Origin of the sequence: Pantoea stewartii subsp. stewartii, from assembly GCF_008801695.1 — a bacterium.
Lineage (GTDB): Bacteria > Pseudomonadota > Gammaproteobacteria > Enterobacterales > Enterobacteriaceae > Pantoea > Pantoea stewartii.
Map to the genome: position 1 here is coordinate 26,301 of NZ_VZPF01000039.1, position 19,105 is coordinate 45,405.

The following is a 19,105-nucleotide window of genomic DNA, read 5'->3' on the forward strand; positions in this document are numbered from 1 at the left end:
TGCGCTCAGGAATTGATATGTTCCCGGCAGTAGCGTCGCTTCCAGCTGGCGGGCGTTAAGCCCGTTAGCTTGCGAAAAATCTGGCGAAAGTATCCGACATCATTAAAGCCACACTGACGCGCCACATCGGTTAACGAGAGGGAATCCCCGGTCAGCAATTTTTCTGCCATGACGATACGCTGGCGGTGAATGGCTTCCGTCAGCGTTAAGCGGAAAACGCGCCGGTAAACCCGCCCAAGGTAATCTGCATTACAGTGCAGCGTTTTCGCCAGACCCGAGGTGGAAAGGGGCAAATGATACTGCGTGCGAATCAGCTGATTCGCCTTCCAAGCCAGATCGGCACCGGGGCTGTCAACGGTGTTCTCTTGCATGGCCGGGACGGTAAGCTGCTGCAGGATAAGCAGTAAAATACACTCCAGCGCCACGCTACGGTGAATATTCTGCTGTTCACTGAGAAACTGCCGGAACAGGGCAATGACATAAGCCGGATCGCCTACGCGCGTATGTTGAGGAAGGTGCAGCAGGCTCTGGTGTAACGTTGTCTGCGGTACAGGATGTTTCAACCAGTCGAAATGCAGCCAGTAAAATTTCAGATCAGGCGGAAATACGCCTTCTCCCACATGCCAGTGCCCGGGCCTGAGCAGTAAACTTTCTCCCGCCGTCACGCGAAACAGCACGTCGTCCTCACGGATAGTGAGTTGCCCACGCTCAATGAAAATAATTTCCCAGGAGGTCAGTCTGCGCGCCGGATGTGACCCTGTCCCGCGCGAAATAAACAGACCGCCGTTTTGCACCCGAACCGGAAACGCGATGGTTAAGTCGAACATCATGATGCCTTTTCCCGCTGCTGATAGCGTTTTTTAGACTCTTCTCCCTGATTATTAAATAAAAATAGCCGCCTTGTCTGATCAAGCTCACAGTTTAACGCTCAGGTCGGAATCCTCCCTTTTTTATACTTTTTCGTTCTCTTGTGGGTTAGCCGATTCCTGACAGAATACATCGGGTAAGGCGCCAAAACACCGATAAGCCCGTTATAAAGCGGGCAACCCTCTCTGTCCTGCATGAGGAAGACTTTATGACGTCTACGACACTTGAACAGAACACACTGGCGCAGTCGAACACACAGCAGATACTGTCCCTGCGTGAAAAAATCGGCTACGGACTGGGTGACGCCGGTGGCACCGTCATTACCTGCCTGATAACGAATTTTCTAACCTTTTTCTATACCGATGTGTTTGGCTTAACGCCAGCGCTGGTCGGTACGCTGTTTATGGTGCTGCGCATTTTTGATGCGATATCAGATCCGGTGATGGGCGTGATAGCGGACCGCACGCACAGCCGATGGGGCCGCTTTCGTCCCTGGCAACTGTGGATAGCCCTGCCTGTCGGGATTATTGGCACGCTGACTTTCACCGCGCCCGCGCTTAGCATGGACATGAAACTGGTCTGGGCCTTTGCGACCTATCTGCTGCTCTCACTAAGCTATACCGCCATCAATGTGCCCTATTGCGCGCTGATTAACACCATGACGACGCGCCACTCGGAAGTGTTGTCCTGTCAGTCCTGGCGCTTTGTATTGTGTGGTGTGGCTGGCTTTCTGGTCTCAGTAGGGCTGCCGTGGCTGGTCGCTGAACTGGGAAAAGGAAACGCGGTGCTCGGCTATCGCGCAGGGGTCGGGATCCTGTGAGGACTGGCGGTGGTGATGTTTCTGTGCTGTTTCTTTTGGGTGCGGGAGCGCGTACCGCTGGATACGTTGGGCAAGTTCACCCTGCGGGAACATCTGGCCGGGTTACGCAAAAACGATCAGTTGTTACTGATGCTGCTGATGTCCTTTTTGCTGATTAACGTCTTCAACATCCGCGGCGGCGGCTACATGTACTTCATTACCTATGTCCTTCAGGGTAGCACGGCCTATACCTCCCTGTTTTTTACCATGGTGACCTTAGCCTCTATTTTGGGCTCGTTCATCGTGAATCCGCTTTCCAGACGCATCGATACCGTCCGGCTTTACTTCTGGACCAATATCGTGCTGGCGGCGGTGGCGCTTTGCATGTGGTTTCTGCCGGTTGGGCCGGCGTGGCAGAGTCTCTGGCTGGTGGTCATTCTGAGTAATGGTGTCATTCTTGGGTTTACCCTGCCGCTGCACTTCGCCCTGATGGCCTTTGCCGATGACTATGGCGAGTGGAAAAACGGCGTCCGGTCATCGGGCATGAATTTCGCCTTTAACCTGTTCTTTATCAAGCTGGCATGGGCATCCAGTGCCGTCATCATCAGCCTGCTGTTTATTGCGGTGGCCTATAAACCGGGCACAGGCAATCAAACCCCGGCTTCGCTGCATGCGATTACCGCCATGGAAACGCTGTTACCGGCCCTCTTTCACCTGCTGCTGGCCTTTGCCGTCCGTGCCTGCAAGCTGACTAACCCGATGATGACGCAGATTTCGCATGACCTGCGTATTCGCCATGTACAGTCTTAAGGAGAGCATGATGTCTGTAAATGAAGTCGATCTGCATAAGCTCCAGATTCACGATCCGTTTCTTGGTCAGTATCAGCATCTGGTGCGGGACGTGGTGATCCCTTATCAATGGGCCGCGCTTAACGATCGTATTGACGACGCCGAACCGAGCCATGCCATAGCTAATTTCCGCATTGCGGCGGGCCAGCAGACGGGCGAATTCTATGGGATGGTGTTCCAGGACAGCGACGTGGCAAAGTGGCTGGAAGCCGTGGCCTGGTCACTGTGCCAGAAGCCGGATGCTGAGCTGGAGAAGACCGCCGATGAGGTCATAGAGCTGGTCGCGGCGGCGCAATGTGAGGATGGCTATCTCAACACCTACTTTACGGTAAAAGCCCCGCAGGATCGCTGGACGAATCTGGCCGAGTGTCATGAGCTCTACTGCGCCGGACATATGATTGAGGCGGGCGTAGCGTTTTTTCAGGCCACCGGCAAACGACGACTGCTGGCGGTGGTGTGCAAACTCGCCGATCACATCGACAGCGTGTTTGGCCCCGGCGAGCAGCAGCTGCACGGTTATCCTGGTCACCCGGAGATCGAACTGGCGCTGATGCGGCTGTATGACGTGACCCAGGAGCCGCGCTACATGGCGCTGACCGACTATTTTGTCACGCAGCGGGGAACGCAGCCGCACTTCTATGATGATGAGTACCAGAAGCGTGGTCAGACGTCGTACTGGCACACCTATGGGCCCGCGTGGATGATCAAGGACAAGGCTTACAGCCAGGCGCACCAACCTCTTGCGGAACAGCAGCAGGCGGTGGGGCACGCCGTGCGCTTTGTCTATCTGATGACCGGTGTCGCGCACCTCGCACGGCTGAGCCAGGATGAATCGAAACGACAGGACTGTCTGCGTCTGTGGCACAACATGGCGCAGCGACAGCTCTATATTACCGGCGGCATCGGTTCGCAGAGCAGCGGTGAAGCGTTCAGTAGCGATTACGACTTACCGAACGATACGGTTTATGCTGAAAGCTGTGCCTCGATTGGGCTGATGATGTTTGCCCGTCGCATGCTGGAAATGGAAGCGGACAGCCAGTACGCCGATGTCATGGAGCGCGCCCTGTATAACACAGTACTGGGTGGTATGGCGCTGGACGGAAAACATTTCTTTTACGTCAATCCGCTGGAAGTCCATCCGAAAAGCCTGCCTTTTAATCATATTTACGATCATGTGAAACCGGTTCGTCAGCGCTGGTTCGGCTGTGCCTGCTGCCCACCCAATATCGCCCGTTTGCTGACCTCTCTCGGCCACTATATTTATACGCCGCGCGAGGATGCGCTGTTTATCAATCTCTATATTGGTAACCGGGTCGAGATCCCGGTTGGCAATCAAACGTTGGGCCTGCGGATCAGCGGTAATCTGCCCTGGCAGGAAACCGTCACGATCACCATCGATTCCACCCAGCCTGTGAACCATGCGCTGGCCTTGCGCCTGCCCGACTGGTGTGCGTCGCCGCAGATTACCTGTAACGGGACGGAAGTGAATGAGGCGGCGCGCAAAGGTTACCTGTATCTGAACCGTCACTGGCAGGAAGGCGATACGGTAACGTTAACCCTGCCCATGCCGGTGCGCCGGGTTTACGGCAATCCGCTGGTGCGCCATGTGGCGGGCAAAGTGGCCGTTCAGCGCGGGCCCTTGATCTATTGCCTGGAACAGGCGGATAACGGCGAGCAGTTACATAATCTGTGGCTGCCTGCGTCGGCGACATTCCGTACCTTTGAAGGTAAGGGGGTTTTTGCGCACAAGGTGCTGATTCAGGCGGAAGGGATCAGAAAAGCGGCGGGTGAACCTGAGCAACAGCTGCTGTGGCATTACGATCAGGCACCTGCGCTGGCGCAACCCCAGACCTTAACCTTTATTCCCTGGTTCTGTTGGGCCAATCGCGGAGAAGGGGAGATGCGTATCTGGGTGAATGAGGCATAACGGCGTCATCTCTGCCAGCAGCCGGGCCCGGTGCCCGGTCTGAATTGCCGCAGGCGCGATCTGATTTGTAGCGTCTGCGGTGTACAACGGTCTGCCGCCAGCGGCGAGGATTTTTCGTCAGCGCGGTTTTCGCGCCTTTTCAGCCCCCAAATATCCGGTACAATCGTGGCCCCTTATGACGTCATGGACCCAACGGCATGCTGGCTTTATTGATTCAATGGTACAAACGCCGTTTTAGCGACCCACAGGCGATTGGCCTGCTGGTGATTCTGCTGGCGGGATTTTGCATTCTGTTCTTCCTGAGTGGCCTGCTGGCACCGTTGCTGGTGGCCGTGGTTCTTGCTTATCTGCTTGAGTGGCCAACCGTGCGCCTGCAACGTATTGGCTGCACGCGCAGCTGGGCCACCAGCATTGTGTTGGTGCTGTTTGCCGGCATCCTGCTGGTGTTAGTGCTGATCGTCGCGCCTGTGGCGTGGCAGCAGGGCATTAACCTGACGCGGGATCTGCCTAACATGCTCAACAAGCTCTATCTCTACGCGGCCGGTTTGCCCCGACGTTTCCCGGCGCTGGTCGATGCCGGCATTATTGATGTGATTGTCGAGAACCTGCGTGGTCGTCTGAGCGGCGTGGGTGACTCACTGGTGAAATACTCACTGGCCTCGCTGGTCGGGTTGATGACGCTGATGATTTATCTGGTGCTGGTGCCCCTGATGGTGTTCTTTCTGCTGAAAGACAAAGACCAGATGCTGAACGCCGTGCGACGTGTTCTGCCGCGAAACCGTGGTCTGGCCGCCGAGGTGTGGCAGGAAATGAATCAGCAAATCACCAACTATATTCGTGGCAAGGTGCTGGAGATGATCGTCGTCGGCATCGCCAGCTGGCTGGCGTTTCTGTATCTCGGTCTCAACTACTCTCTGCTGCTGGCGGTGCTGGTGGGCATATCGGTCCTGATTCCCTATATTGGGGCCATGCTGGTAACGATACCGGTCATTGGCGTCGCCCTGTTTCAGTGGGGGCTGGGCACGGAATTCTGGACATTGCTGACCGTCTACCTGGTCATCCAGGCGTTGGACGGCAATGTGTTAGTTCCGGTGTTGTTCTCCGAAGCGGTTAATTTGCATCCGCTGGTGATTATATTATCCGTGGTGATCTTTGGTGGGTTATGGGGCTTCTGGGGCGTATTTTTTGCGATTCCGCTCGCCACGCTGGTGAAGGCGGTGGTGCACGCCTGGCCGGATGCCACGCTTGACGAAACGCTGAGTCGGTAAACAATCAGGGCGCGGTTTTCACCGCGCCCTGAGAGGCTCATGCAGACTTAAGATAGTCCATCACGATGTCGTGGTGATTGGACGTTTTGAAATCGTCGAACACTTTTTCAATCTTGCCGTTGGCATCGACCAGGAAACTGATGCGGTGGATGCCGTCGTAGGTTTTACCCATAAAGGTTTTTTCACCCCAGACGCCAAACTGCTGGCATACCTGGTGATCTTCGTCCGACAGCAGCGTGAAGTTAAGCAGCTCTTTTTCTGCAAAACGTGACAGCTTTTCCGGTTTATCCGTACTGATTCCCAGGACTTCAACGCCCGCCTTTTTTAGCTCATCCATGTTGTCACGCAGACCACATGCCTGAACAGTACAGCCTGGCGTCATGGCTTTAGGGTAAAAGTAGACCAGAACGCGCTGACCCTGGAAGTCGGCTAAATTCACTTGTTCGCCATCCTGATCGGGCAAGCTAAATTTCGGTGCGGTATCACCGGCTTTCAGTGGATTCATCACATCTCTCCATTTTTTCGGTTCATGCTGTGGTTAATACACCATGAGGCGAGAAACAGCCAAATGGAAAATTATCAATTTCAGACGGTTTCCTCACCTGACCGTACTTTTAACGTAGCAGAACAGTCTGCGAGGCGCTCGTCTTTACCTGCCGGGTACAACCAGTTCGTGGGTGTCCGCATCGCTCAGACTGTAAAGCCGTAACGAACCCTGTGCATTCAGTTCCTGACATAACGCATTAAACGCCAGTTCAAATGCCGGGCCGTCGCTGCGCGTCGGGCTGTGTGCCGTCATCTGAATATAGAGTGTGGCGGGTTTGCCGTGTTGAGCAGGCTGAATACGTGAAACCAGTTCCGCAATGTTCATCTGGTGCTTATCGGTGAGATCCGTAAAGCGCTCAATGATATGCGGTGAGTCAGCTACCTCGACCTGGATAAAGGCCGTGTCGGGCATCGGAGGGCGTGCGGTAGCGTGCGTACGCTTCATCACGATCAGCAGTTCCAGCTCTGCGCCTTTGAGCGGGAGCGTGGACTCAATCAGCGTGATCGCGTTCCAGCTGCCGGACAGCAGCATAATGAACGTGAATTCATCCCCAAGCATGGCAAGGCGACTGTCTTCGATGTTGCAACCGCAACTGCTGACGTGGCGAGTAATCGTATTAACGATACCCGGACGGTCAACACCCAGAGCGGTGATCACCAAGTGATGGGGTTGAGATTGCGACAAAATAGGATTCCCTGTGCATTTGCTAATAACCATAAGGTAAACATAAAAAAAACTGCTGACAAGCGCGGGAATAGCGGAGCTTGCTTGCTTTTCCCTAAGTGTAAACCGTACCATGAAGCACTTGTTTGTCGAGGGGATCGCCAATGTTTACGGGAAGTATTGTTGCACTCGTTACGCCGATGGATGACAAAGGTAATGTCTGCCGTGCGAGTTTGAAAAAACTGATTGATTACCATGTCGCCAGCGGTACTGCGGCGATCGTTTCCGTCGGCACCACCGGCGAATCAGCCACCCTGAGCCATGAAGAACATGGTGATGTGGTGCTGCAAACCCTGGATCTGGCGGATGGGCGTATTCCCGTGATTGCCGGCACCGGCGCCAATGCGACAGCGGAAGGCATCTCGCTGACCAAACGATTTGAAAATTCAGGCGTCATTGGCTGCCTGACGGTCACACCTTACTATAATCGTCCTACCCAGGAAGGCTTATACCAGCACTTTAAAGCGATTGCCGAGAGTACCAGCCTGCCGCAGATGCTGTATAACGTCCCTTCCCGTACCGGTTGTGATATGTTGCCGGAAACCGTTGCCCGCCTCGCTGAAATCAAAAATATTATCGGAATCAAAGAGGCAACCGGGAACTTATCACGTGTCAGCCAGATCCAAGAGCTGGTTGATGATGCGTTCATCCTGGTGAGTGGCGACGACGCCAGCGCACTGGACTTTATGCAACTGGGCGGTAACGGCGTCATTTCGGTGACGGCAAACGTAGCAGCACGCGAAATGGCCGAACTGTGCAAACTGGCACAGCAGGGCAATTTCGTTGAAGCTCGCCGTCTGAATCAGCGTCTGATGCACCTGCATCAGACGCTTTTCTGTGAACCTAATCCAATCCCGGTTAAATGGGCGGCAAAACAGCTAGGATTAATCGCTAATGACACGCTGCGTCTGCCAATGACGCCACTGACGGCGGTTGCACAGCCAAAAGTGGAGCAGGCGCTGGTGAAAGCGGGTTTGCGATAATTTAGGGAGTGTGAATGAATTACTCAGTAAAGCGGTCAACGATTGCAACGGTGGTTGGGCTTTCCACCCTGATGCTGTTGTCGGCCTGTTCGAACGATCAGCGTTATAAGCGCCAGGTCAGCGGTGATGAATCTTACCTGCAGGCCAGCGGGCTGCGTGAGTTAAAAGCGCCGCCGGGCATGATTCTGCCTGTTCAGAACGGCGAATACGATATCCCACCGTCAACCAGTCAGACACCGGTTGGCAAGCAGCTGGATATCCGTCCACCGGCGCAGCCGCTGGCCTTGATGAACGGCTCACGCGCGCAGTTCAGCAATAACACCGGCGCACTGATTTTCGACAACAACCGTGGATCAATTTGGTCGCAGGTTGTGGGCGTTGTGCAGGCGAAAAACTTCCCGATTGCGTCGCGCAATGACGCCGGACAGCAGCTGACCACCGACTGGGTGCAGTGGAACCGCGCAGATGAAGACAAGCAATATCGCGGGCGTTACCAGATCAGTGTGAAATCACAGAGCTATCAGCAGGTGCTGACCGTGCGTCTGCTGGAACTGCAGCAGGAAGGCACTAACATCACCTCGCCAGAGCAGATCCAACGCTATACCGCGCAGATGCTGAATGAGATTGCGGCGGGCATGGACAAGGTTGCCACGGCGAATGAAAACGCCGCAGCGGGCCGCGTGAACGGTGCGATTGATGTGCAGAGTGCAGCGGATGATACCGGCCTGCCTATGCTGGTATTACGTACGCCGTTCAACGTCGCCTGGCAGCGCCTGCCTGCGGCAATGAAACGCGTCGGCATGGACGTCACGGACACGACCCGTTCAACCGGCAGCATGAAAGTGACCTACAAAGCGCCGGGCAGCAGCACCTGGGACAGCCTTGGCGCCAAAGATCCTGAACTGCCAAACGGCGATTACAAGGTTCAGGTTGGCGATCTCGATAACCGAACCAGTCTGCAATTCATTGATCCTAAAGGCCATGTGCTGACGCAGGCGCAAAATGATGCGCTGGTGTCGGTGTTCCAGGCCGCAATGAACAAATAAAATTACCCCAGGCCGGAGATTCTCCGGCCTTTTTATTTTGTTTTTTGGCATAATAGCGCACGTCGAGGTAATCGATTGCGTCACGGCAATCGACCTGAATATGTTGCCTCAGAACCGGATCTTTCATGTTTGGAGTTAATAAGATGCAAAAGCGAGCTGAGTTGTATCGCGGTAAAGCGAAAACCGTATACAGCACCGATAACCCGGATCTGCTGATACTTGAGTTCCGCAACGATACATCAGCAGGCGATGGTGCCCGCATCGAGCAGTTTGATCGCAAAGGCATGGTCAATAATAAGTTCAACCATTTCATCATGACGAAGCTGCAGGAAGCGGGCATTCCGACGCAGATGGAAGCCCTGCTGTCGGATAACGAAGCGCTGGTGAAAAAGCTTGAGATGGTACCGGTAGAATGCGTCGTTCGTAACCGCGCAGCGGGTTCGCTGGTTAAGCGCCTGGGCGTTGAAGAGGGCATGGTACTGAATCCCCCGCTGTTCGACCTGTTCCTGAAGGATGACGAGAAGCATGACCCGATGGTCAACGAATCCTACTGCGAAACCTTTGGCTGGGTCAGTAAAGAAAACCTGGCGCGGATGCGAGAGCTGACGTACAAGGCGAACGACGTACTGAGCAAACTGTTTGATGATGCCGGGCTGATCCTGGTGGACTTCAAGCTGGAGTTTGGCCTGTTTAAAGGCGAGGTCGTGCTGGGTGATGAATTCACCCCGGACGGTGCGCGCCTGTGGGACAAAGAAACGCTGGATAAAATGGACAAAGACCGCTTCCGTCAGAGCCTGGGTGGCCTGATTGAAGCTTACGAAGCGGTGGCCCGTCGCCTGGGCGTGAAGCTGGACTGAGTCTGCCCTTCGTCTGTCGACAAAAGGAGAGCGCGGGCTCTCCTTTTTCATTTTGGTGGAAAGCTGGTGATTGCGGCCTCACACAACTAAAATCATGCCATCTGCATAACAGGCCACAGGGAGCAAAACATGCGCTGGCAAGGACGTCGCGAAAGCGACAATGTTGAAGACCGCCGTAATCAGTCATCGGGCATGGGAGGAGGACGCATTCCTCTGCCACGCGGTAAAGCGGGCATTATCATGCTGATTCTGGTCGCCGTCGCGGGTTATTACGGTTATGACCTGACGCCGTTGCTGACGGGCGGCGAGGCGACGCCGGGTAGCCAACAGCAACAGCGCAGCGCCGATCCCCATCAGGATGAAGCGGCCAAATTTACCTCGGTCATTCTGGCGACGACCGAAGATACCTGGGACAAGCTGTTCAGACAAATGCATAAGCAGTACACGCCACCCAAACTGGTAATGTATCGCGGTGCCACGCGCACCGGCTGCGGGACCGGGCAGTCGGTTATGGGACCGTTTTATTGCCCGGCAGACCAGACCGTCTACATCGATCTTTCGTTCTATGACGAAATGAAACACAAACTGGGCGCAGGCGGTGATTTTGCGCAGGGTTATGTGATTGCACACGAAGTCGGCCACCATGTGCAGAAGCTGCTGGGCATTGAGCCCCGTGTACGCCAGATGCAGCAGGGCGCCAGTCAAAGCCAGATCAATCAGCTGTCCGTTAAAATGGAACTTCAGGCCGACTGCTTTGCCGGCGTCTGGGGCCACTATATGGAACAGGAGAAGATCCTTGAGGTGGGCGATTTGCAGGAAGCCCTGAATGCCGCCGAAGCTATTGGCGACGATCGCCTGCAGCAGAAAAGTCAGGGGCGCGTGGTGCCCGACAGCTTTACCCATGGTACATCGCAACAGCGCTATACCTGGTTTAAGCGTGGCTTTGACACCGGCAATCCTGGCCAGTGCGATACCTTCGCCGGTAAAGGATGACGCTGGCGGCCGCCAGCCGCGCGATGGCGTCGGCGGGCATACGGCGCGTAGCCGTTATCAGTGGTGATGCTGACTACAGCCTGACGATGGCTGCGCGCTGGTTCGACGCACTGGCGGGCGACTGGCTGTGCCTGAGTGACGTCCCTCTCGGCCCCGGCCCGCATTGTGTGCCAGCGGCGTTCCGTACCTTACTGGGGCGTGAGTTTCATCATGCCGTCTTCGATGCCCGATCGGGCTTTCATGCCGAGGCATTCGCCGCGCTGGCGGGCACGCTGACGGCTGGCAGCTGGCTGCTGCTGTTAGTGCCGCCGTGGCGACAGTGGCCACAGCAACCCGACGCGGACAGCCTGCGTTGGGCCGACGTCAGCGAACCCATTGCCACACCTCACTTTATCCGCCATCTGCAACGCCTGATCGAACAGGATGCGCAGGGACTCTTACTGCGGCAGCCGTCGCCACTTAACGTGCCCGACTGGCCAGCCTTACCGGAATGGCACAGTCAGGCAACCGTCCAGCAGCAGACAATCCTATGCCAGTTGAACGGCCTTTCTGCAGGCGTGGCGGTCCTGACCGCTGCACGCGGCAGAGGGAAATCGGCTCTGGCCGGGATGCTCGCCCGCCAGAACACACGTTGCCTTATTACCGCCCCGGCAAAAGTGGCCACGGGCGTCCTGTCTGCCTTCGCGGGTGAGCACTACCGCTTTATGGCGCCCGATGCCATTCTGGCTCTGGAAACCGTGCCAGACGTTGACTGGCTTATTGTCGATGAGGTGGCGGCGATTCCCGCACCGCTGCTGCATGCGCTGGTAGCGCGTTTTCGTCGCGTGTTGCTGGTAACGACCATTCAGGGTTATGAAGGCAGCGGACGTGGCTTCATGCTGAAGTTTTGTGCGGAGCTGGAGCAGGTGCGCCATTTTACGCTGGATGAACCGCTGCGCTGGGCGCGCAACGATCCGCTGGAAAACTGGCTGAATCAGGCGCTACTGTTTGAAGAAACGCCCGATATGCCCCCTGCGAGAGTGGGTGGTCCGCGTCGGGCGGAACGCACGGATATGCCCGCCTTACGGGCGGCTTATCAGCTGCTTACCAGCGCTCATTATCGCACCTCGCCGCTGGATTTACGCCGCCTGCTGGATGCGCCAGGTATGCACCTGTGGCTGGCGGGCACTGTCCCGGCATTGCAGGGCGCGCTCTGGCTGGTGGAAGAGGGCGGACTGAGCGAGGCGTTAGCTCAGGCAGTATGGGCGGGCCACAGACGGCCGCGCGGCAATCTGGTGGCGCAGTCACTGGCGGCCCATGCCGGTTTCACCGACGCCGCCACGCTGCGGGCTTTACGTATCAGCCGGATTGCCGTGGCACCCCGCGGACGCCGTCAGGGAACCGGCAGGCAACTGGTCACGGCGGCCTGCGCGGCGGCGACCGGATACGACTATATCTCGGTGAGTTTCGGCTACACTGAAGCGTTATGGGCGTTTTGGCGCGCCTGTGGCTTTACGTTAGCGCGCATTGGCAGCCAGCGCGAGGCCAGCAGTGGTTGCTATGCCGCGATGGCGCTGCTGGGACTGACGTCGTCCGGCAGGCAGTTGCAGCAGAAAGCGGCGCAGCAGCTGGCGCGGGACTGGTCATTTCTCAGCGCACATATACCACTGGCATTGCCCTTGTCCGCAGCCGATGACTGCGCGTTTACCCCGTTTGATGCCCGGCTCGCAGCCGGGTTCGCCTGGGCACAACGCCCGTTTGAAGCAAGTCTGGCGGTGCTCCAGCGTCTGGTCATTGTCAGCCAGGCTCCGTTACGCCTTCTCAGGCAGGCCGTCAGGGCCGACACCAATCTGTCCCGGCTGGCGCAGACCGCGCAGCTAAACGGACGCAAGGCGTTAATCACCGCACTGCGCGCGGAAGCCGCAGAAGCACTTCTGGCGTTGCAAAGCATTGATGGCGAAGGGTTTCGTCAGCAATTGCAATAAATCCACCAACTCGTTCAAATATTCCCAATATGATCCTGCGCCAGGGCGCGTAGAGTAGTAGCAGGAGGTCGATATGACACTGAGATATGTAATTGTTCAGCAACCCCCAAAAGTTGCCCAGCTGTTTTTGCTTTACCATGCCGTGGGTGATAACCCTGACGCCATGGGGGAAATTGGCAGCTGGTTTGCGAAAACCTTCCCTGCGGCGCTGGTCGTGTCGGTGGGATCGCCAGGGCCTGGCGGTCAATGGTTTAGTGAGGCCGGACTTCATGATAAAAGCGAGCAGCAGTGCGTTAACGCCAGTATGCCGCAGTTTGTTGAGTCCGTTCGTCACTGGCAGCAGCAGAGCGGCATAAGTCCGGAAGCCACGGCGCTGGTCGGGTTTTCACAGGGCGGAAGCATGGTGCTGGAGGGCATCAAAGCGCACAACGATCTGGCGGGACGCGCAGTGGTGTTCAGCGGACGTTTTATTACCCTGCCGGAGAGCGCCAGCACCCGCACGACGGTGCATCTGATTCATGGCGATTATGATGACCGCGTGCCACTGGCACATGCTCATCAGGCCGAACAGCGTTTAACCGCACTCGGCGGTGACGTCACGCTGAATGTTGTGGATGATCTGGCCCACGCCATCGACCACCGCAGCATGAATTTTGCCCTGCATCATCTGCAGTACACGGTGCCGAAACGCTACTTTGACGAGGCGTTGGGCGGGGCTAAACCCGGCGATGATGATGTGATTATGACAATGTAACCGGGCACGCCCTCGCGACCGCGAGGGCGCAAACGCGTTATTTCTTCTTCGGCCAGTCTTCGTCGTCATCCCATTTGTCGTTGAAATCACGATGAGGCGGGAGATCGGGCTTGTTATCCATAAACTTTTTGTGATCGATGCGTTTCAAATCCTTATACACATTCATCAGCACACCGACCATCAGCAGGACCACCAGGATCCACCAGTAATCTTTAATAAACTCCACAGGCCTGCTCCTTTCCTCGCTGTCAGGCGATCAATTGTTCCATGATGCGTTGATACATCCGGCTCAGCATCTGCAAATCGGATGCTTTCACGCACTCGTTGATTTTGTGAATCGTGGCATTCACAGGCCCCAGTTCGACCACCTGCGACCCCATGCGGGCAATAAAACGCCCATCAGAGGTGCCACCAGACGTCTGCAACTGCGGCTTAATTTCATTATAGTGCGTAACGGCGTTGACTACGGCATCCACCAGTTTACCGCGTGACGTCAGGAAGGGCTGACCGGACAGCTTCCATTCAATGGTGTAGCGCAACTGATGGCGATCCAGCAGTTCTGCCACACGTTGCTGGATCAGGCTGTCGGTGAGTTCGGTACTGAAGCGGAAATTGAACTGCACGAACAGTTCACCGGGGATCACGTTATTGCTGCCGGTGCCTGCCTGAATATTGGCGATCTGCATACTGGTGGCCGGGAAGAACGCGTTGCCCTGATCCCATTCGGTTGCCACCAGTTCATTCAGCGCGGGCATCGCGCGGTGTACCGGATTATCGGCCAGCTGTGGGTAGGCCACATGGCCCTGTACCCCATGTACCGTCAGGTTAGCCGTAATCGAGCCACGGCGGCCGTTTTTCACGACGTCGCCCACGATTTCGCTGCTGGAGGGTTCGCCGACCAGGCAATAATCCAGACGTTCGTTACGCGCCATCAGCCGCTCGACCACTTTGACCGTGCCGTTGGTGCCGCTGGCTTCTTCGTCAGAGGTAATCAGAAACGCCAGTCGCCCTTTATGGTGAGGATTGACTGCGACAAAACGTTCTGCGGCAACCACCATGGCGGCCAGCGAGCCTTTCATGTCGGCAGCACCACGACCAAATAACATGCCGTCGCGAATGGTCGGCTCAAATGGCGGATTGATCCAGCGGCTGGCGTCACCCGGTGGCACCACATCGGTATGACCAGCAAAGGCCAGGGTTTCCCCTTCACCGCGCGTAGCCCAGAAGTTCAGCGTGTCGTCGATGTTCATGGTTTCGATGTGGAAGCCGATTGCCTGCAGGCGGGCAATCAGCAGCGCCTGGCATCCGGCGTCATCGGGGCTGAGAGAGGGACGACGAATAAGCTGCTGCGTCAGCTCAATGACCGGACAAAACATATTATGACTTCTCCTGAAGAAGATTCTGGTAAAGGGTTTCACTGAAACCCAGCAGCAAGGTGCCATCGGCGGTGCGCAGCACAGGGCGCTTAATGATCGCGGGCTGCGCCAGCATCAACGCTTTGGCGCTGGCGGCATCCGTAATGCTGTCACGCTCGGATTCGGGCAGCTTGCGCCAGGTGGTACCGCGCGTATTCAGCAGGTCCTGATAACCGAGGGCATCGATAAACTGCTGGAGCTGTTCGTCGGTCAGGCCGTCAGCCCGGTAATCATGAAAGCGATAATCCACGCCGGCCGCCTCTAAAAAACGCCGTGCTTTTTTGATTGTGTCGCAATTTTTAATGCCAAACATGACCCATTGCCCGCTCATCGCCTACTCCTGTCCCGTAAAAATGCGCTGAGCAGTTTACCATAGTGTGATCTTATGCAGCATCCGCCAGCGGCGCTCCGCATCGAATAAAATACGTAAACAGACAGCCCTGAGGTGTACGTAAACGGTTTCAGTTTGAGCGCTAATGATTTCCTGGTTTATCACTTCTCCTTTAAGAATTTCCTTAAATGCCATTTTTAGGCTACGTCCTGGTTAAGCACCCCGCGAAACCTGTCATGCTAAGGGTTTGCTGAAATGTGCGTCAGCCAGCAAATCAGAAAAGACTCAGCTTTTTTGCGTCTTTGCCGATAGTACTAACAGATGTAAACGTATTCACCAGGCGAAAAAAAAGGCGTAATATTGCCACTACAATAAGAGAGGGTTCTATGATTGACACCGAAATGGGGAACTGGAAAGAATTTATCGAAGCGATGTTACGTAACAAGTAACACGTGACGAGAAAAGCAGGGCACTTTCCCCTCTGCTGCAGTTCTTACCACACACAGAAATAAAACGGCCGCTGTTTCCAGAGGCCGTTTTTTTTTGCCTGTCTGATTCGCCAGACAGGCGGGCAGGTTAGTCGGGATGTTTCTCTTTCAGCGGGAAACGACGACGCACCAGCACAAAGAACAGCGGCACAAACAGGATGGCTAACAGCGTGGCGGAAATCATTCCCCCCATCACGCCGGTGCCCACGGAGTGCTGACTGCCTGATCCTGCGCCGCTACTGATCGCCATTGGCAGGACGCCGAAGATAAAGGCCAGTGAAGTCATCAGGATCGGGCGCAGACGCTGGCGTGAAGCCGCAAGCGTGGATTCAATCAGCTCGCCGCCCTTGCTGTTAAGCTCGTTGGCGAACTCGACAATCAGGATGGCGTTCTTCGCCGAAAGCCCGACAACGGTCAGCAGGCCGACCTGGAAATAGACGTCGTTTTCCAGCCCGCGCGTCCAGGTGGCGATCAGGGCGCCGACCACACCGAGCGGCACAACCAGCATCACAGAGAACGGAATCGACCAGCTCTCATACAGGGCCGCCAGACAGAGGAACACGACCAGTAGCGAAACGGCGTACAGCGCCGGAGCCTGAGAGCCGGACAACCGCTCCTGATACGACGCACCTGTCCACTGGAAGCCCACACCGAGCGGCAGGGATTCAACCAGCTTCTCCATTTCGTTCATCGCGGTACCGCTACTCACGCCCTCTGCGGCTTCTCCCACGATCTCCAGTGAGGCGTAGCCGTTATAGCGTTCCAGACGCGGCGAGCCCGTTTCCCAGCGGCTGGTGGCAAAGGCGGAGAAGGGCACCATGGTGCCACTGCTGTTACGCACGTACCATTTGTCGATATCATCGGGCAGCATGCGATAGGGCGCATCAGCCTGCACATACACTTTTTTTACCCGCCCCCGATCCAGAAAGTAGTTCACGTAGCTTGAGCCCCAGGCGGTGGCGAGCGTGTCGTTAATGGTATCCAGCGACACGCCCAGCGCCTGCGCTTTACGCTCATCAATATCAATTTGCAACTGTGGGCTGTCATCAAGGCCGTTATGACGGACACGGGACAGAAGCGTATCTTTGCTGGCTTTGTCCAGTAGCATGTCGCGCATGGCCATGAGCTTGTCATGCCCGATGCCGCCATGATCCTGTATCTCCAGGTCGAAGCCCGATGAGCTACCCAACCCGGTAATGGCCGGCGGGCTGCTCGCAATGACCATGGCCTCATTGATGTGTTTAAAGGCTTTACCCGCGCGCTTAATGATGGCGAACGAGGTACGATCGGCACCTGGTCTGTCACCCCAGTCTTTCAAACGGATAAACAGACGCGCGACGTTTTGTCCATTCCCGCCGGGGCCTGAACCGATCGTTGAGAAGACCGACAGCACGTTATCTTTCTCTTTCGTCAGGTAGTATTTTTCCACTTTGGCCACCACCGCCGAGGTCTGATCCATGCTGGAACCGGCCGGCAACTGGACCTGCGTCAAAATCATGCCGCGATCTTCCTGTGGCAAAAACGACGAAGGCAGGTGAAGAAACAGAAACGCCATGACGCCAATTATCCCCACATAAAGCAGCAGCCAGCGGCCGCCAGTGTGCAGAATGCGGGCAACGCCACGCTCATAGCGATCGGCATTGCGGTTGAAATGATAGTTAAACCAGCGGAAGAAGCCGCGCTCGCCGTGGTGTTCACCTTTGGCGATGGGTTTGAGCAGCGTGGCACACAGGGCTGGCGTCAGGATCATTGCGACCAGCACGGACAGGATCATGGCGGAGACAATCGTCACCGAAAACTGGCGGTAGATGGCGCCGACGGTGCCGCCAAAAAAGGCCATGGGAATAAAGACGGCGGACAGCACCAGCGCAATCCCCACCAGCGCGCCCTGAATTTGCCCCATTGATTTTCGGGTGGCTGCGCGCGGCGAGATCCCTTCCTCGCTCATGATACGTTCGACGTTTTCGACGACCACAATGGCATCGTCCACCAGCAGGCCTATCGCCAGCACCATGGCGAACATGGTCAGGGTGTTGATACTGTAGCCGAAGGCAAAGATCACACAGAAAGTGCCAAGCAGCACCACCGGCACGGCGATGGTAGGGATTAACGTGGCCCGGAAGTTCTGCATAAACAGATACATTACGCCAAATACCAGCAGAATGGCTTCCAGCAGGGTTTTGACCATATCGGTGATTGAGGCTTTGACAAAAGGCGTGGTTTCATAAGCGATCTTCGCTTCCAGCCCATGCGGAAAATAGTGTGATAACTCATCCAGACGTGCCCGCACCAGCTTATCCGTGTTCATCTCGTTGGCACCGGAGGCCAGTTTGATACCCAGTCCGGAGGCGGCCTGGCCATTGTAGCGGCTGAGGGAATCGTATTTTTCAGCGCCGAGTGCCACCGTTGCGACATCGCCCAGCGTGACGACGGAGCCATCGGGATTATTCTTCAGGGTAATCGCTTTAAACTGGTCGGGCGTTTGCAGCATCGACTGCGCGTTCACCGTGGCGTTCAGCGCCTGATTATTGACTGCCGGCAAACCGCCCACCTGGCCGACGGCCACCTGAGTGTTCTGGGATTTGATGGCATTCACCACATCATCGGTGGTCAGGGCATAGGCGGTCAGCTTGTAGGGATCGAGCCATATGCGCATGGCATATTGGGTGCCGTAGGCATCCACTTCACCGACACCATCAATTCGGCTTATGGGATCCTGAATATTACTGGCGACATAATCAGCAATATCTTGTTTGTTCATGCTGCCGTCAGTGGAGACAAATGCCACCATCAAAATATTGCTGTCACCGGTTTTATTGACGGTCACACCTTGTGACTGCACCGGTTGAGGTAACTGACGCAGGGCTGCCTTTAACTGATTCTGGACCTGCTGACGGGCTTCGTCGGGATTGGTGCCGGCAGTAAAGGTGAGGGTGATTTGCGCCTGGCCGGTATTGCTGCTGTTCGAGGACATATACATCAGATTATCGATACCGGTCATATTCTGTTCGATAACCTGGGTAACGGTATTTTCCAGCGTTTGCGCCGAGGCACCTGGATAGGTCGCGGTTATACGCACGTTGGGCGGCGCTAAGTCGGGATATTGCTCAACGGGAAGCGAAATAATGGCGAGCGTGCCGCAAAGACACAATAAAATTGCCAAAACCGTAAGCGTCGCATTCAGACCGTATTGACGTTCAGGCAGAGGGAAGCTCGACCTTCCATGGCAGCAGATCGCGGACCCGGTTCACCGGCCAGTCCTGTATATGACCGATGACGTAACGCAACCACGTC

17 protein-coding genes and 1 pseudogene are annotated in these 19,105 nt (G+C 56.0%); 10 read left to right on the plus strand and 8 right to left on the minus strand.

Annotation, left to right across the window (positions count from 1 at the left end; genetic code table 11):
- Positions 1–5 precede the first annotated feature (5 nt).
- Complete coding sequence (locus F7Q90_RS13210; RefSeq protein ID WP_006120443.1) at positions 6–827, minus strand: helix-turn-helix domain-containing protein; 822 nt, start codon at positions 825–827, stop codon at positions 6–8.
- Positions 828–1,075: 248 nt separating this feature from the next.
- On the opposite strand from F7Q90_RS13210, the pseudogene F7Q90_RS13220 reads away from it, so the two are divergent.
- From F7Q90_RS13220 to F7Q90_RS13230, 3 genes and pseudogenes are all read left to right on the plus strand, one after another.
- Positions 1,076–2,476 (plus strand): annotated as a pseudogene (locus tag F7Q90_RS13220) (MFS transporter).
- A 10-nt stretch (positions 2,477–2,486) separates the two neighbouring features.
- Positions 2,487–4,442: a glycoside hydrolase family 127 protein gene (locus tag F7Q90_RS13225; RefSeq protein WP_006120438.1), complete on the plus strand. Its 1,956-nt coding sequence runs from the start codon at positions 2,487–2,489 to the stop codon at positions 4,440–4,442.
- A gap of 197 nt (positions 4,443–4,639) precedes the next feature.
- Entirely contained in the window at positions 4,640–5,710 is a 1,071-nt protein-coding gene (locus F7Q90_RS13230; protein ID WP_006120437.1) for an AI-2E family transporter, read from the plus strand.
- Between the two features lie 37 nt (positions 5,711–5,747).
- Here the strand turns inward: F7Q90_RS13230 and bcp are convergent, their stop codons facing one another.
- A complete protein-coding gene (gene bcp / locus F7Q90_RS13235) occupies positions 5,748–6,215 on the minus strand; it encodes a thioredoxin-dependent thiol peroxidase (RefSeq protein ID WP_006120436.1) in 468 nt (155 codons plus the stop codon).
- A 144-nt stretch (positions 6,216–6,359) separates the two neighbouring features.
- On the minus strand, positions 6,360–6,974 hold the full coding sequence (locus F7Q90_RS13240; protein ID WP_369974380.1) for a glycine cleavage system transcriptional repressor: 615 nt from the start codon (positions 6,972–6,974) through the stop codon (positions 6,360–6,362).
- Between the two features lie 110 nt (positions 6,975–7,084).
- Here F7Q90_RS13240 and dapA point away from each other — a divergent pair, with 110 nt between their 5' ends.
- The 6 genes from dapA to ypfH all read left to right on the plus strand — a co-directional run bounded on the left by dapA (position 7,085) and on the right by ypfH (position 13,577).
- Complete coding sequence (dapA, locus tag F7Q90_RS13245) at positions 7,085–7,963, plus strand: 4-hydroxy-tetrahydrodipicolinate synthase (protein WP_006120434.1); 879 nt, start codon at positions 7,085–7,087, stop codon at positions 7,961–7,963.
- A 14-nt stretch (positions 7,964–7,977) separates the two neighbouring features.
- A complete protein-coding gene (gene bamC, locus F7Q90_RS13250) occupies positions 7,978–9,009 on the plus strand; it encodes an outer membrane protein assembly factor BamC (protein ID WP_006120433.1) in 1,032 nt (343 codons plus the stop codon).
- Between the two features lie 143 nt (positions 9,010–9,152).
- Positions 9,153–9,866 (plus strand): phosphoribosylaminoimidazolesuccinocarboxamide synthase, encoded by a 714-nt coding sequence (gene purC / locus F7Q90_RS13255; protein ID WP_006120431.1) that lies wholly within the window; start codon positions 9,153–9,155, stop codon positions 9,864–9,866.
- Between the two features lie 129 nt (positions 9,867–9,995).
- Positions 9,996–10,859 (plus strand): KPN_02809 family neutral zinc metallopeptidase, encoded by an 864-nt coding sequence (ypfJ, locus tag F7Q90_RS13260; protein WP_006120429.1) that lies wholly within the window; start codon positions 9,996–9,998, stop codon positions 10,857–10,859.
- A complete protein-coding gene (locus F7Q90_RS13265; RefSeq protein ID WP_006120424.1) occupies positions 10,856–12,823 on the plus strand; it encodes a tRNA(Met) cytidine acetyltransferase TmcA in 1,968 nt (655 codons plus the stop codon). Before ypfJ ends, F7Q90_RS13265 begins: the two co-directional genes overlap by 4 nt.
- Before the next feature lie 73 nt (positions 12,824–12,896).
- The gene (gene ypfH, locus F7Q90_RS13270; protein ID WP_006120422.1) at positions 12,897–13,577 is read left to right on the plus strand and encodes an esterase; all 681 of its coding nucleotides are present in this window, start codon (positions 12,897–12,899) and stop codon (positions 13,575–13,577) included.
- 37 nt (positions 13,578–13,614) lie between these two features.
- Here the strand turns inward: ypfH and F7Q90_RS13275 are convergent, their stop codons facing one another.
- From F7Q90_RS13275 to F7Q90_RS13285, 3 genes are read right to left on the minus strand one after another with little or no spacing between them, the layout of a single operon-like run.
- Positions 13,615–13,803, minus strand: coding sequence for a YpfN family protein (locus F7Q90_RS13275; RefSeq protein ID WP_006120420.1), 189 nt, complete (start codon positions 13,801–13,803; stop codon positions 13,615–13,617).
- Positions 13,804–13,825: 22 nt separating this feature from the next.
- A complete protein-coding gene (dapE, locus tag F7Q90_RS13280; protein ID WP_006120418.1) occupies positions 13,826–14,953 on the minus strand; it encodes a succinyl-diaminopimelate desuccinylase in 1,128 nt (375 codons plus the stop codon).
- 1 nt (position 14,954) lies between these two features.
- Complete coding sequence (locus F7Q90_RS13285; protein WP_006120416.1) at positions 14,955–15,323, minus strand: ArsC family reductase; 369 nt, start codon at positions 15,321–15,323, stop codon at positions 14,955–14,957.
- A 386-nt stretch (positions 15,324–15,709) separates the two neighbouring features.
- On the opposite strand from F7Q90_RS13285, the gene ypfM reads away from it, so the two are divergent.
- Positions 15,710–15,772 (plus strand): protein YpfM, encoded by a 63-nt coding sequence (gene ypfM / locus F7Q90_RS27880; protein WP_139015967.1) that lies wholly within the window; start codon positions 15,710–15,712, stop codon positions 15,770–15,772.
- Between the two features lie 127 nt (positions 15,773–15,899).
- Here the strand turns inward: ypfM and acrD are convergent, their stop codons facing one another.
- Positions 15,900–19,016 (minus strand): multidrug efflux RND transporter permease AcrD, encoded by a 3,117-nt coding sequence (gene acrD / locus F7Q90_RS13300; RefSeq protein WP_044242379.1) that lies wholly within the window; start codon positions 19,014–19,016, stop codon positions 15,900–15,902.
- Positions 19,009–19,105: transposase domain-containing protein (locus F7Q90_RS13305; protein ID WP_151160719.1), on the minus strand; the 97-nt coding region annotated here is incomplete at its 5' end. The genes F7Q90_RS13305 and acrD, both read right to left, overlap by 8 nt.

Excerpts from the sequence above, each read along its gene's own strand:
- F7Q90_RS13210 (WP_006120443.1), bottom strand. The coding sequence starts at position 827 with ATGTTCGACTTAACCATCGCGTTTCCGGTTCGGGTGCAAAACGGCGGT.
- F7Q90_RS13225 (WP_006120438.1), top strand. The coding sequence starts at position 2,487 with ATGTCTGTAAATGAAGTCGATCTGCATAAGCTCCAGATTCACGATCCG.
- F7Q90_RS13230 (WP_006120437.1), top strand. The coding sequence starts at position 4,640 with ATGCTGGCTTTATTGATTCAATGGTACAAACGCCGTTTTAGCGACCCA.
- bcp (WP_006120436.1), bottom strand. The coding sequence starts at position 6,215 with ATGAATCCACTGAAAGCCGGTGATACCGCACCGAAATTTAGCTTGCCC.
- F7Q90_RS13240 (WP_369974380.1), bottom strand. The coding sequence starts at position 6,974 with ATGGTTATTAGCAAATGCACAGGGAATCCTATTTTGTCGCAATCTCAA.
- dapA (WP_006120434.1), top strand. The coding sequence starts at position 7,085 with ATGTTTACGGGAAGTATTGTTGCACTCGTTACGCCGATGGATGACAAA.
- bamC (WP_006120433.1), top strand. The coding sequence starts at position 7,978 with ATGAATTACTCAGTAAAGCGGTCAACGATTGCAACGGTGGTTGGGCTT.
- purC (WP_006120431.1), top strand. The coding sequence starts at position 9,153 with ATGCAAAAGCGAGCTGAGTTGTATCGCGGTAAAGCGAAAACCGTATAC.
- ypfJ (WP_006120429.1), top strand. The coding sequence starts at position 9,996 with ATGCGCTGGCAAGGACGTCGCGAAAGCGACAATGTTGAAGACCGCCGT.
- F7Q90_RS13265 (WP_006120424.1), top strand. The coding sequence starts at position 10,856 with ATGACGCTGGCGGCCGCCAGCCGCGCGATGGCGTCGGCGGGCATACGG.
- ypfH (WP_006120422.1), top strand. The coding sequence starts at position 12,897 with ATGACACTGAGATATGTAATTGTTCAGCAACCCCCAAAAGTTGCCCAG.
- dapE (WP_006120418.1), bottom strand. The coding sequence starts at position 14,953 with ATGTTTTGTCCGGTCATTGAGCTGACGCAGCAGCTTATTCGTCGTCCC.
- F7Q90_RS13285 (WP_006120416.1), bottom strand. The coding sequence starts at position 15,323 with ATGAGCGGGCAATGGGTCATGTTTGGCATTAAAAATTGCGACACAATC.